The sequence below is a fragment of the Pseudomonas sp. SWI36 genome (assembly GCF_002948105.1).
In the GTDB taxonomy this organism is placed as follows: Bacteria; Pseudomonadota; Gammaproteobacteria; order Pseudomonadales; family Pseudomonadaceae; genus Aquipseudomonas; species Aquipseudomonas alloputida.
The window spans coordinates 1,383,127-1,396,830 of the sequence record NZ_CP026675.1; the positions used below are offsets into that span (position 1 = coordinate 1,383,127).

Sequence of the window (13,704 nt, forward strand, 5' to 3'; positions counted from 1 at the left end):
ACGGAGACGTCCACTCCCCTGCAAACCGCTTCGGTTGGGGACTGGTTTCATCAGCATTTTCGGGCCCGACGGGGTTCGGCTCATGGCCTGATCGCAGCCCTCGGTTTGCATCACGCTGCTACTCGCGAACACACCACCCGCCGCCAGGACTGGCCGGCAACCAAGAAGTGTGCTCGCCGACTACACAAGGAGTCCACCTGTGGCTAAACGCTACGGAAAGGGGCTGTTGGGATGGGCCGCCGTGCTCGTCATCCTGGCCCTGCTGGTCCACTGGATCGGCATCGACACGATCGCGCGTTATCGCGACGATCTTGGGTTCTACCTGCAAGCGCACCTGGTATTGGTGCTGGCTTCGATGGTGGCGGCGCTGGCCGTGGGCATCCCCGCCGGCATTGCGTTAAGTCGACCGCACCGGGTCGACAAAGCCGAGCGCTTCATGCAGTTCTTCAACGTTGGCAACACCATCCCCCCTCTGGCCGTTCTGGCCATCGCCCTGAGTATCCTGGGCATCGGCGCCGGGCCTGCGATCTTCGCACTGTTCCTCGCGTCCCTCCTGCCCATCGTGCGCAACACCTACGAAGGCCTGAAAAACGTCCCCGCATCGCTCAAGGAAGCCGCTACCGGCATTGGCATGACCCCGCGCCAGCAACTCTGGCAAGTGGAGCTGCCCAACGCCGTGCCGATCATCGTCGGCGGCGTACGCGTGGCCCTGGCGTTGAACGTGGGCACCGCACCGCTGGCGTTCCTGATCGGTGCCAACAGCCTGGGCAGCCTGATCTTCCCCGGCATCGCCCTGAACAACCAGCCGCAGCTGCTGCTGGGGGCCGCCTGCACCGCGCTACTGGCACTGGTACTGGACGCGGCGGTGAGTTTCTCCAGCAGGCGCTGGCTGGAACGTGGCCTGGCCCAATAAGGATAGGAAACGTATGAAGAAGAGAATCGCCTTGCTGCTGGGCGCGGCCCTGCTGTTCGCAGGATTTGCCCAGGCAGCGGAAAAACCGCTGATCCGCATCGGCGCGCGGGTGTTCACCGAACAGACCGTGCTCGCCGAAATCACCGCGCAGTACCTGCGCGCCAATGGCTTCGATGTGCGTGTCATCGGCGGGCTTGGCAGCAGCCTCGCACGTCAGGCCCAGGAAACCGGCCAGCTCGACCTGATGTGGGAATACACCGGGGTGTCGCTCGTGTCCTACAACCACATCGATGAGCGTATGCCCAGCGCCGAGGCCACCTACGCCAAGGTCAAGGAGCTGGATGCCAAAAAAGACCTGATCTGGCTGACCCCGTCGAAATTCAGCAACACCTATGCCCTCGGCTTGCCAAAGCAGGTCGCGGAGGCCTACCCGCAGATCAACTCGATCAGCGACCTTAACCAGGTGCTGCGCGACGAGCGCAAGCGTAATCACCTGGTGGCTCTGGACACCGAGTTCGCCAACCGCCCCGACGGCCTGGTCGGGCTCAAGGAAATGTACGACCTGCAGGTCGGCCGCGCCAATATCCGCCAGATGGACGCGGGCCTGGTCTACACGGCCATGCACAACAACCAGGTGTTCGCAGGCCTGGTCTACACCACCGACGGTCGCCTGAGCGCGTTCAACCTCAAGCTGCTCGAAGACGACAAGCACTACTTCCCCGACTACACCGCCGCCCCGGTGGTGCGCAAGGCCGTGCTCGACGCCAACCCGCAACTGGTCGCCCTGCTCAAGCCACTGGCCGAGCAGCTCGATGACGAGACCATGCGCCAGCTCAATGCCAAGGTTGACGTAGACCACCAGAACCCGACCGCAGTGGCCGCCGCATTCCTGCGAGAGCATCCCCTCAAGGAGGTACAGCCATGAGCCTGCTCGACACGTTCGCCCACCTCGACTGGGCCCAGGTGCTGCAACTGACCTGGCAGCACATCATGCTGGTTGGCATCGCCGTCGGCCTGGCGATCCTCGTTGGCGTGCCGCTGGGCATCCTGATGACCCGCTTCCCGGCAGTGGCCGGCCCGCTGCAGGCCAGCGCCACAGTGCTGCTGACCATCCCATCGATTGCGTTGTTCGGCCTGCTGCTGCCGTTCTACTCCAAGTTCGGCCAGGGGCTGGGCCCCTTGCCTGCGATCACTGCCGTGTTTCTTTATTCGCTGCTGCCAATCATGCGCAACACCTACCTGGCCCTGACCAATGTCGAGCCCGGTATCCGTGAAGCCGCGCGTGGCATTGGCATGACCTTCGGCCAGCGCCTGCGCATGGTCGAGCTGCCCATCGCCGTACCGGTGATCCTCGCCGGCGTTCGCACCGCCGTGGTGATGAACATCGGCGTCATGACCATTGCCGCCACCATCGGCGCCGGCGGCCTCGGCGTGCTGATTCTGACTTCCATCAGCCGCAGCGACATGTCGATGCTGCTGGTCGGCGCCGTACTGGTCAGCCTGCTGGCGATCATCGCCGACCTGCTGCTGCAAACCCTGCAACGTGCCCTGACTCCAGAAGGACTGCGCTCATGATCGAACTGAAGAACCTCAGCAAAACCTTCAACGTCAACGGCAAGGACGTCAAAGCCGTCGACTCGGTAAGCCTCACCGTCAATGAAGGGGAAATCTGCGTGTTCCTCGGCCCGTCGGGCTGCGGCAAGAGCACCACGCTGAAAATGATCAACCGCCTGATCACGCCCACCTCGGGCCAGGTGTTCATCAACGGCGAAGACACCACCGGGCTGGACGAAGTCACCCTGCGCCGGCACATCGGCTATGTGATCCAGCAGATCGGTTTGTTCCCCAACATGACCATCGAGGAGAACATTACCGTGGTCCCGCGCCTGCTTGGCTGGGACAAGCAGAAATGCCACGAGCGTGCGCGCGAGCTGATGCACATGATCAAGCTCGAACCCAAGCAGTACCTGCAACGCTACCCGCGGGAGCTGTCTGGCGGCCAGCAACAGCGTATCGGCGTGATTCGCGCCCTGGCAGCAGATGCACCTGTGCTGTTGATGGACGAGCCGTTCGGCGCGGTCGACCCGATCAACCGCGAGATGATCCAGAACGAGTTCTTCGAAATGCAGCGGGCGCTGAACAAGACGGTAATCATGGTCAGCCACGACATCGACGAAGCGATCAAACTGGGCGACAAGATTGCCATCTTCCGTGCCGGCAAGCTGTTGCAGCTGGATCACCCGGATACCCTACTGGCGCACCCGGCGGATGATTTCGTCAGCAACTTTGTGGGCCAGGACAGCACCCTCAAACGCCTGTTGCTGGTGCGTGCCGAGGATGCAGCGGACAACGCGCCGTCGGTGAGCCCGGAAACACCAGTGAGCGACGCACTGGAGCTGCTCGATGAGCACGACCGCCGCTACGTGGTGGTGACCGACGCGCAGAACAAGGCGCTGGGCTATGTGCGCCGACGTGACATGCACCGCCAGCAAGGGACGTGTGGCGATTTCCTGCGGCCGTTCAATGCCACGGCGTCGCACGATGAGCATTTGCGCATCCTGTTGTCGCGCATGTACGAGTTCAACCGCGCGTGGTTGCCGGTGCTGGATGCCGAGCAGGTGTTCTTGGGCGAGGTGACGCAGGAGTCGATTGCTGCGTACCTGAGCTCGGGGAGATCGCGGGGAGCGAAGAGCAGTATCGTTTCGCCGGCCGAGGCGGTGGTTTCGTAATCGCCGGGGGCGCTTTGCGCCCCTTCGCGGGTAAACCCGCTCCTACAACGGCCTGTGTTCAATCCCCGATGTATGTCCACCACCGATCATGTGTAGGAGCGGGTTTACCCGCGAATACGGTGGTGGCGGCAACGGTGAACGACTGGTGAAAATTGGCCAGCAGGCCCGGCCCTTTCGCGGGTAAACCCGCTCCTACAAGAGCGAGCGAAGGGCCGCAAAGCGGCCCCGGCAATCTCGATCAAAACCCAACACTGGCCTGCACGTAGAAGGTTCGCGGCTCACCCACGTAAAGGCCGGCATTGTTGTCACTGGAGCGGGTGAAGTACTGCTTGTCGAACAGGTTCTTCACCCCCGCCGCCAGCTTCAGGTTGGACAGTTCAGGCCCGAATTCGTACCCACCGCGGGCATGCCAGGTCACATAACCCGGAATATCGCCATACTGCCCGTCAGCACTCGGCTCGGTGATGTAGTCGCCATTGAAACTGCCATCGGCATTGATCCCGGTACCGGGTGCGCGCTGCCTGGATTGGGCATAGGCATCCAGGTTCCAGGTCCAGCGGTTGATCGCGTAACGCACCCCGGCAGTGGCCACCTGGCGTGAATAGAACGGCAGGTCTCGGCCCTTGAACCCCGGGATATCCCCTTCATAGGTCGCGCGGGTATAGGTGTAGCCACCGCTCACCGACAGCCCGTCCAGGCGCGGGTCCAGCCCTGCCAGGTCATAACGCACCGAAGCCTCGATGCCCTGGTGCTTGGTCGCACCGAGGTTGGTCCAGCCCACGTCGTTGCTGATGTACTGCAGCTCATCATCGAAGTCGATGTAGAACGCCGTCAGCTCACCGGCAAAGCCGCCATTGTCATAACGGGTACCGATTTCGTAGGTCTTGGCTTTTTCCGGCTCCAGGCCATTGGCCGTACTGTTGCCAGAACCGCCCTGGCCCAGCTGGAAGTACTGCAGGCTACCGAACGAAGTCTCGTAGTTGGCGAATACCTTCCAGGCATCGGAAACGTGGTACATCACGCTCAGCGCCGGCAAAGGCTCGTTGCTGGTGATGCTGCGCTTTTTCTCGGCTACCGGGCGGTTGTTGGCGTCCAGTACCGGGCGGTCGCGCCAGTCGGTATTGATGTGCTCGAAGCGCACGCCAGGGGTAATGGTCCAGTTGCCCACGTCGATCTTGTCGTCGATGTAGTAGGCGCTGGCCTCGGTGCCGCCGCTGCGGTCCTGGAACACGTGGCCGTCGGAAGTCGGGGTCACCGTCGGCACGTTGTCGATCAGCGCCAGGCGAGTCGACTGTTCGCGCATCGCTTCCTTCAGGTAACGGTAACCGACACTGACTTCCTGGGTGGTTGGGCCGGCAAAGAAGATGCGCGACACACGGGGTTCAATGGCGAAGGTGTGGTAGTTGCGCGGGTACGACGACAACGTCTTCATGTCCCGCGAGGCTATTGTGCTGCCGCGGAAGCTGTCGGTGTAGTAGGTCAGCACTTCGAACTGGGTGGCATCGTCGAGCTGCCGCTGCCATTTGAACGACACATCCTTGCGCCGGCCCGCGAAGTAGTCGTAATCGCGCAGCGACTGGTACGGGTTGCTGTCGTATTGGGCCTGGGTCAAGCCACCCGGCATGTCGGCACGGCCATCGTAATAATGGAAGTTGAGCCAGAACTCATCGACATCGGTTGGCGCCCAATGCGTCTTGAGGATAACGTCGTCGATGTCGTTGCCGTTGTTGCTTTCACGGTAACCGTTGCCATTCACCCCGGTGTACAACAGCGCCACGCCCATGCCATTGTCGGCCGTGCCACCGACGAAGGCTGACTCGGTGTGTTTCCAGCCACCGTGCTGGGAGGTCTCCAGGGTGGTGGACAGCTCTGCCGAGGCCTTTTCCGGAATCGCCCGGGTTACAAAGTTGATCACGCCGCCCACGTTCTGCGGGCCATAGCGCACCGAGCCGGCACCGCGCACGACGTCGATGCTGTCGAGGTTGCCAGAGGAAATCGGTGCCATCGACAGCTGTGGCTGGCCATACGGCGCGAACGCGGCCGGGATGCCATCGATCAGTACCGTGGAGCGTGGTGACAGGCGCGAAGTAAGGCCGCGCACGCCCACGTTCAGCGACAGGTCGCTGCCACCGGTTCCGTTGGAGTCCTGCACTTGCACGCCGGGGATGCCGCGCAGCACGTCGCGCACGTTCATTGCGCCCTTCTCCACCATCGCCTCGCGGCGTACCACGGTGCGTGCCCCGGGGTGGTTCTGTACCACGCTCTGCTGGGCATCACCCAGCCAGTCACCGACCACCTTGATGTCGGTGGGTGCCAGCTCCAGGCTGCCGCTGCCCAGGTCAAGGGTAGTCGGCAGAGGCTTCACCACAACGGTGTCCCCGGACATCTCGTAGGTGAGCCCGCTGCCTTGCAACAGCTGTTGCAGCGCCTGCACCGGCGCCAGGTTGCCCGATACCGCCGGGGCCTGTTTGCCGGCGACCAGCTCGGGGCTGAAAAACAGCTGCAGGCTGGTCTGCTGGCCGAGCTGGTTCAGCGCCGAACCCAACGGCTGGGCCTGGATCTGGAGGGTATTGCCGGCCTCTGCGGCCTGGCTGTCAACGGCCACGGTGCTGACCGCCAGGGCCAGCGCCAGGGCGCGAAAGCGTGGGAAGGGTTTGTTGTTGTTCACGTCGTCGAAACATCCTGGAATGCGGAATAAACGCCAACCGCGTGCAAATGGAAATGCTTGGCAGTTGCAGCTGGCGAGGAAGACGAACGAGTGAAAAAAAACCTGAATCTAGTTGGCGATTATGTCGCTGGAGCCGTCTTCATGGGCCTTGATGGCCACCGGCAGGATGCTCGGCAAAGCCCGCAGCAGAGCGTCTGTATCGTTGGTACTGAAGGTGCCGGACAGGCGCAGCCGCGCGACTTTCCCAGGGGCGACCCGCAATGGCTGGCTACGGTAGCGCAAGGTTTCGGCCACTACTTCGGTGAGGGTTGCGTTGTCGAACACCAGCTTGCCCTGTCGCCATGCGGTCATGGCGCCGGTGTTGACCGCATAGGGTGCGGCGACCAGGCCCTGTGCATCTATATGCGACCCCTGCCCGGCCGTCAGTTGCGCCAGCGAGGCGCCCTTGCCCTGCACCCGCACCGACCCCTGTTCCACCGCCACACGGGTGCTGGCTGGGTCCAGGCGGACGTCAAAGCGGGTACCTGTGACGATCACACTGCCCTGGGCAGTGTCGACCACAAACGGCCGGTTACTGTCATGGGCGACGCTGAACATCACTTCCCCGGCGTTCAGGCGCACGTGCCGCTGGCCGGCGCTGAACTCCACCTGCAACTGCGTGCTGCCATTGAGCTCCAGATGCGAGCCATCCGGCAGTTCGACCTGACGGCGCTCATTGAAGGCCGTCTGCAGGCTGCCCTGATGGTTCAGTTGCAGGTGGTGCCAGCCGGTCCAGCCCAGGCCCAGCGCCACTACCGCGACACTGGCGGCCAACGCCTGGCGCATGAAACGCCGTCGTGGCAGCTGCTGCACCGGGTCTGGCCGGCACAGCGCCTCCAGGTGCTGGCGTGGAATGAAGTCGGCGGCCTGCCACACGCGGCAGAGATGCTCATATTCTTCCCGGTGATGCTCGTCGCTCGCCAACCAGGCACGCAACTGCTTGTGCAGCCCGGCATCCCGAGGTGCATCCTGCACGCGGGCGAACCATGCGGCCGCCTGCTCGCGGACGGCATCGGTACCGTGCTGTTTCATCGAAAAGGCCTCCTGACTCTTCATGCCGACACATCCAGGTGCTCACGCAGGTGCCGGAGCGTGCGGATCATATACTTTTCGACCATGTTCTTGCTCAAACCCATGCGCTCGGCAATCTCGGCCTGGGTCAGGCCTTCGAGCTTCTGCCAGATGAACACCTGCCGACAGTTGAGTGGCAGCTCGGCCAGAGCCCGCTCGACGCTGTCGGCCAGCTCCAGGGCATGCACGTAGGCTTCCGGGTCGCCACTGCCGGTTGCGCCTTCTTCGAAGGCTTCCCGCTCCAGGGCCTGGCGGCGGTCTTCGCGACGGAAGCCATCCACAGCGATGTTGCGCGCAGCCTTATGCAGGTAGGCGCGTGGCTGCTCAACCTGCTCGCGCGGGGTTTCCAGTACCCGGACAAAGGCATCATGGGTGAGGTCCTCGGCCTGCTGACGACTGCGCAGCTTGCGCGTCCAGGTGCCGATCAGCTCATGGTAGTGGTCGAGGAAGCCTTTGTGTCCGGACACGGTCGGGGGTCATCAGGGAGGCAGATAAGGGTGCGAATAGTAATGTTTCTCATCAAAAGCAGCAAATCCGCCAGTCGGTAACAAAAAATTTATGGGCGATTTCCTGTACGGGGGTACCAGGAAAATGTGGCCATAAATATGAACACCTCCGGCCCTTTCGCGGGCAAGCCCGCTCCCACATGGAACGCGTATCCCCTGTAGGAGCGGGCTTGCCCGCGAAGGGCCCAACACGCTCCATTCCACAATTTTTTACGCTTGAAAGATCGCAGGGAACATCAGCCGGTCACACGAGTCGGTTATTCAAATGGCTGGTCGTCGATCCACGTCGATCACGCCCGGATTGCCTGTTGATTCTGCATTCTTCACGCCCTAAAGTGCGCGCCGAACGTCCATGCTGGAAACGATCCATCCGGCTCAAGTACTGAGTAGGCGAACCAAAGTGGGGATACGGAGGACGTTCAGTTTGCAGCCACTTAATCTTTCAGTTTGCCCATGGAGTCCCTGAGCATGTCGATCCAGGTCGAAGACTATTTCGCGCGTGAAACCTTCCAGAAAATGAAGGCGTTCGCTGACAAGCAGGAAACCCCGTTCGTACTCATCGACACCCAGATGATCAGCCAGGCGTACGACGACCTGCGCGCCGGTTTCGAATTCGCCAAGGTCTACTACGCGGTCAAGGCCAACCCGGCCGTTGAAATCATCGACCTGCTCAAAGAGAAAGGTTCGAGCTTCGACATCGCCTCGATCTACGAGCTGGACAAAGTGATGGGCCGCGGTGTCAGCGCCGACCGCATCAGCTACGGCAACACCATCAAGAAGTCCAAGGACATCCGCTACTTCTACGAGAAGGGCGTGCGCCTGTATGCCACCGACTCGGAAGCCGACCTGCGCAACATCGCCAAGGCCGCACCGGGCTCGAAAGTGTATGTGCGTATTCTGACTGAAGGCTCCACCACTGCCGACTGGCCACTGTCCCGCAAGTTCGGCTGCCAGACCGACATGGCCATGGACCTGCTGATCCTCGCCCGCGACCTGGGCCTGGTGCCTTATGGCATCTCCTTCCACGTGGGCTCGCAGCAACGCGACATCAGCGTGTGGGACGCCGCCATCGCTAAGGTCAAGGTAATCTTCGAACGTCTGAAAGAAGAAGACGGCATCGAACTGAAGCTGATCAACATGGGTGGTGGCTTCCCGGCCAACTACATCACCCGTACCAACAGCCTGGAAACCTACGCCGAAGAAATCATCCGCTTCCTCAAGGAAGACTTCGGTGACGAACTGCCGGAAATCATCCTCGAGCCCGGCCGTTCGCTGATCGCCAACGCCGGCATCCTGGTCAGCGAAGTGGTGCTGGTCGCACGCAAGTCGCGTACCGCCGTCGAGCGCTGGATCTACACCGACGTGGGCAAGTTCTCCGGCCTGATCGAAACCATGGACGAAGCCATCAAGTTCCCGATCTGGACCGAGAAGAAAGGCGAAGCCGAGGAAGTGGTCATCGCCGGCCCGACCTGCGACAGCGCCGACATCATGTACGAGAACTACAAGTACGGGCTGCCGCTGAACCTGGCCATCGGTGACCGCCTGTACTGGCTGTCGACCGGCGCCTACACCACCAGCTACAGCGCAGTGGAATTCAACGGTTTCCCGCCGCTGAAGGCATACTACCTGTAATGCACGACGGGGCCGAAAGGCCCCGTTTTCATGTGCGTGCTGTCGATGCTGGCCTCTTTGCGGGTAAACCGTACAACGCCCTGCGCCCAACCACCGATCCGTGTGTAGGAGCGGGTTTACCCGCGAATACGATGGCGGCGGCAACGGTGAACGGCCAGTGGAAATTGGCCGGCACAGTCAACCTCACTCACCACGCTGATCGATCTCCTCGGCATACCGCGCCGCAAAGGCCATCAACACCGGCCCCGCACCCTGCAGGGTTACCAACGCAGCACGCAGGAAATTCATGTTCCCCGCAACCCGGGCCTGCTCCAGCCACTGCCCTGCCTCGGCCAACTGCCCACGCTCGACCAGCACCAGCGCCAGGCTGAACATCCCACGAAAATCCCCCGCCTCGGCCGAACGCCGATACCAGCGCACCGCCCGCGCCGGGCTGGGCGCCGTGGCAATGCCCTGCTCCAGGTAACGCCCATACAGGTTCATCGACTTGGCATGCCCCAGCTGCGCAGCCTTCTCGTAGCACATCAGTGCCTGCGCCTGATTGGCCGGCACCCCACGCCCGGTCGCCAGAAGGTTGCCCAGGTTATACAGACCCCAGTCCAACCCGGAGTCGGCCGCACGGGCGTAGTGAACGGCCGCATGCACCAAATTCACCTCGCCGCCCCAGCCATGCTCCAGGCAACGCCCGAGCATGTTGTGCGCCATGGCACTGCCACCCTGTGCAGCGATACCGAACCAACGCCGGGCAACCGTGGCATCCTGCTGGATGCCACGCCCATCCAGCAGGATCTGCCCCAGCAGCAACTGCGCCTCGACCACGCCCTGCCCCGCTGCCGCCAGAATCGCCTGGGCGGCCTTGCCGGGGGTTTCCTCGAGCATGGCCTGCAAGCCGGCCACATCCACCACTTCCTCACGTCGCAGCAGGTAGGACACGGCTCAGACCTCAGCCCAGCGGCGCAGCAAATTATGGTAGGTGCCCGTCAGCTGCAACAGCGAAGGGTGGTCCGGCACATCGGCAGTCAGCTGCTGGATTGCATTGTCCATCTCGAACAGCAGCGCCCGCTGGCTGTCATCGCGCACCAGGCTCTGGGTCCAGAAGAATGCGGCATAGCGTTGGCCACGGGTCACCGGGTTGACCTTGTGCAGGCTTGTGCCGGGGTACAGCACCATGTCACCGGCGGCCAGCTTGATCTGCTGCACGCCATAGGTGTCCTGGATCACCAGCTCACCGCCGTCGTAGCTTTCCGGGTCGCTGAGGAACAGCGTGGAAGACAGGTCGGTACGCACCCGCTCCGGGCTGCCCTTGGGCTGGCGCAGGGCATTGTCGATGTGGAAACCAAAGTTGCCGCCATCGCGGTAGCAGTTGATCAGCGGCGGGAACACCTTGTGCGGCAAGGCTGCCGACATGAAGCGCGGGGTCTTCCACAGGCGGTCGATCAGCGCAGTGCCGATTTCCTGGGCCAGTGCATGGCCTTCCGGCAGCTGCAGGTTGTGCTTGGCCTTGGCCGACTGATAACCCGCCGTAACCTTGCCATCGGCCCAGTCGGCCCGCTCCAGCGCCTCGCGGATACGGGCCAGTTCATCAGCGTCGAACAGGCCTGGAATGTGAAGCAGCATGGCAACAGCACCGTTAGGAAATGTAAAGGCGCAATGATATTGATTCCCTTTTACGCTACACAAGCCCCATTCGCCGCTTAAGACGTTTCAGCGGCATGAAACCGTAAAGACAAATTGTAAAGATTGTAAATTCTTCACGAATGGTAACGACTCTCAATTGTTAGTCAAAATTGCTTACATTAAGATCCACCGCCTCAATACCTTGGGGAAGGTTCTTTGCAATGCGCCAGTACGTACCATCTGCTGTGAGTTCGCCACGCCTGATCGTGTCTGCCATCGGTGTCGCCCTGAGTGCCTCGTCGGTCTATGCCGCCGATCCGGCCGCCAACAGCGCCATCACCCTCGATGCCACCAGCGTCAACGGCAAGGCTGAACAAGCCAGCACCGATTACAAGGTGGAGAAGGCCGCCTCGCAGAAGTACACCGCGCCGCTGGTAGACACCCCGCGCTCGGTAACCGTTATCCCGCAGCAAGTGATCAAGGACACCAACGCCCTGACCCTGCAGGATGCCCTGCGCACCGTGCCCGGCATTACTTTCGGCGCTGGCGAAGGCGGCAACCCGCAAGGTGACCGCCCGTTCATCCGCGGCTTCGACGCCCAGGGCGATACTTACCTGGACGGCGTGCGTGACACTGGCGCCCAAACCCGCGAAATCTTCGCCATCGAATCTGTTGAAGTGGCCAAGGGGCCGAACTCGGCCATCGGTGGCCGCGGCGCGGCCGGCGGTACCATCAATCTGGTAAGCAAGCGCGCGCATCTGGGCAACTCGCTGGACGGTGCCTGGACCTGGGGCAGCGACCAGACCCAGCGCTACACCTTCGATGGCAACTACCAGTTCAGCGATACCGTTGCCGGCCGCCTGAACCTGATGACCCACGAAAGCAACGTCGCCGGCCGCGACAAGGTCAACTACGACCGCTGGGGTATCGCCCCGTCGCTGGCCTTTGGCCTGGGCACGCCGACCCGCGTCAACCTCGACTACTACCACCTGGAAAGCGACGACCTGCCGGATTCGGGCATCCCTTACACCATCCCGACCAACGGCAGCGCCGGGCGCACCTCGGCACACCCGAGCAAGCCGAATGATGGCGGCGACAGTGACAACTTCTACGGCCTGACCGGCCGCGACTTCCGCAAGACCCGAGTGGATATCGCAACCTTCGCCGTCGAGCACGACCTGACCGACTCGCTGACCATCAAGAACACCCTGCGTCACGGCAACAGCATGCAGGACTACATCCTGACCCAGCCCGACGACAGCAAGGGCAACGTCAACAACGGCAGTGTCTGGCGCCGCGCCAACACCCGTGTCGGCAACACCGCCACTACCACCAACCAGACCGATCTGTTCGGCGAGTTCTACGTTGGCGGCATGAAAAACAGCTTCTCGACCGGTATCGAACTGAGCCGTGAAGAGAGCGAGCGCTCAAGCTACACCGTCGACACCGACACCGTGCCAGGCGGGTCTGCCAACAGCAACTGCACCCCAGGCATGATCGGCGCCACCAGTGGCTACAACTGCACCTCGCTGAGTAACCCGAACCCGGATGATCCGTGGAACGGTGCCATCTCGCGCAACTATGCCGGCACCACCACCAACAGCAAGACCCGTGCAATCTACGTGTTCGACACCCTGGAGCTTACCCCGGAGTGGCTGGTCAACATGGGCCTGCGCTACGACCACTTTGACACCGACTACAAGACCTACAACGCCGCTGGCACCACCACCGCCAAAGGCAAAGATGTCAGCGAGTTCGTCACCGGCCAGCTGGGCCTGGTGTGGAAGCCGGCCGAAAACGGCAGCATCTACGTGTCCTATGCCACCTCCGCCACGCCACCTGGCGCCATGCTTGGCGAAGGTACCGAAGGCAACCCGCTGGGCGGCACGCCAGACCGTAACGGCAACCTGCTGGGCAGCGACATGGAGCCGGAAGAAACCACCAACTACGAGATTGGTACCAAGTGGGACCTGCTTGACCAACGTCTGTCGCTGACTGCCGCGCTGTTCCGCACCGAGAAGGAAAACGCCCGGGTCCAGGTCAACACCAATACCTACGAGAACATTGGCGAGACCCGGGTTCAAGGTATCGAACTGTCGGCCAGCGGCAAGCTGACCGACAAGTGGCAGGTATTCGCCGGCTACACCTACATGCAGGCTCGCCAGATCGACGGCGGCCCGGTGGGCAAGGCCAACGACGGCAACCAGCTGCCGAACACGCCGAACAACAGCGCCAGCCTGTGGACCACCTACTCGATCACGCCAAAGCTGACCTTGGGCGGTGGTGCGTTCTACGTGGATGACGTGTACGGCAGCGTGGCCAACACCACCATGGTCGACAGCTACGTACGCTACGACGCCATGGCCGCCTACAAGCTGACCAAGAACGTCGACCTGCAACTGAACGTGCAGAACCTGACCAACGAGGTGTACTACGACAAGGCCTTCTCCACCCACTTCGCCAACCAGGCGGCCGGGCGGACGGCACTGCTGACCACCAGCGTCCACTTCTGATGTCGGGATTGGGTTG

General features: G+C 62.2%; 11 protein-coding genes. 6 read left to right on the forward strand and 5 right to left on the reverse strand.

The genetic code is table 11. The annotated features are described in order from the left end of the window. The first annotated feature begins 199 nt into the window (after positions 1-199). From C4Q27_RS06800 to C4Q27_RS06815, 4 genes are read left to right on the forward strand one after another with little or no spacing between them, the layout of a single operon-like run. The gene (locus C4Q27_RS06800; protein ID WP_004575998.1) at positions 200-913 is read left to right on the forward strand and encodes an ABC transporter permease; all 714 of its coding nucleotides are present in this window, start codon (positions 200-202) and stop codon (positions 911-913) included. A gap of 13 nt (positions 914-926) precedes the next feature. Then, positions 927-1,838, forward strand: coding sequence for a glycine betaine ABC transporter substrate-binding protein (locus C4Q27_RS06805; protein WP_049586430.1), 912 nt, complete (start codon positions 927-929; stop codon positions 1,836-1,838). Then, a complete protein-coding gene (locus tag C4Q27_RS06810; protein ID WP_003248487.1) occupies positions 1,835-2,488 on the forward strand; it encodes an ABC transporter permease in 654 nt (217 codons plus the stop codon). The genes C4Q27_RS06805 and C4Q27_RS06810 overlap by 4 nt, the downstream gene beginning before the upstream one ends. Next, positions 2,485-3,642 carry a betaine/proline/choline family ABC transporter ATP-binding protein gene (locus C4Q27_RS06815; protein WP_064492379.1) on the forward strand — a complete coding sequence of 386 codons (1,158 nt, stop codon included), beginning with the start codon at positions 2,485-2,487 and terminating at the stop codon, positions 3,640-3,642. Before C4Q27_RS06810 ends, C4Q27_RS06815 begins: the two co-directional genes overlap by 4 nt. A gap of 238 nt (positions 3,643-3,880) precedes the next feature. Here C4Q27_RS06815 and C4Q27_RS06820 read toward each other — a convergent pair whose 3' ends face one another. The 3 genes from C4Q27_RS06820 to C4Q27_RS06830 form a co-directional block, all read right to left on the reverse strand. After that, positions 3,881-6,310: a TonB-dependent siderophore receptor gene (locus C4Q27_RS06820; protein ID WP_104886658.1), complete on the reverse strand. Its 2,430-nt coding sequence runs from the start codon at positions 6,308-6,310 to the stop codon at positions 3,881-3,883. 108 nt (positions 6,311-6,418) lie between these two features. After that, positions 6,419-7,381: a FecR family protein gene (locus tag C4Q27_RS06825; RefSeq protein ID WP_104887849.1), complete on the reverse strand. Its 963-nt coding sequence runs from the start codon at positions 7,379-7,381 to the stop codon at positions 6,419-6,421. Positions 7,382-7,401: 20 nt separating this feature from the next. Continuing rightward, entirely contained in the window at positions 7,402-7,887 is a 486-nt protein-coding gene (locus C4Q27_RS06830; protein ID WP_104886659.1) for an RNA polymerase sigma factor, read from the reverse strand. Positions 7,888-8,394: 507 nt separating this feature from the next. On the opposite strand from C4Q27_RS06830, the gene C4Q27_RS06835 reads away from it, so the two are divergent. Beyond that, positions 8,395-9,558: a type III PLP-dependent enzyme gene (locus C4Q27_RS06835; protein WP_003248498.1), complete on the forward strand. Its 1,164-nt coding sequence runs from the start codon at positions 8,395-8,397 to the stop codon at positions 9,556-9,558. A 183-nt stretch (positions 9,559-9,741) separates the two neighbouring features. Here C4Q27_RS06835 and C4Q27_RS06840 read toward each other — a convergent pair whose 3' ends face one another. Both C4Q27_RS06840 and C4Q27_RS06845 read right to left on the reverse strand, forming a co-directional pair. Further along, the gene (locus C4Q27_RS06840; protein WP_104886660.1) at positions 9,742-10,491 is read right to left on the reverse strand and encodes a tetratricopeptide repeat protein; all 750 of its coding nucleotides are present in this window, start codon (positions 10,489-10,491) and stop codon (positions 9,742-9,744) included. A 3-nt stretch (positions 10,492-10,494) separates the two neighbouring features. Continuing rightward, on the reverse strand, positions 10,495-11,175 hold the full coding sequence (locus C4Q27_RS06845; RefSeq protein WP_104886661.1) for a Fe2+-dependent dioxygenase: 681 nt from the start codon (positions 11,173-11,175) through the stop codon (positions 10,495-10,497). Positions 11,176-11,396: 221 nt separating this feature from the next. Between C4Q27_RS06845 and C4Q27_RS06850 the strand changes: the two genes are divergently transcribed. Then, the gene (locus C4Q27_RS06850; RefSeq protein ID WP_104886662.1) at positions 11,397-13,688 is read left to right on the forward strand and encodes a TonB-dependent siderophore receptor; all 2,292 of its coding nucleotides are present in this window, start codon (positions 11,397-11,399) and stop codon (positions 13,686-13,688) included. Positions 13,689-13,704 lie beyond the last annotated feature (16 nt).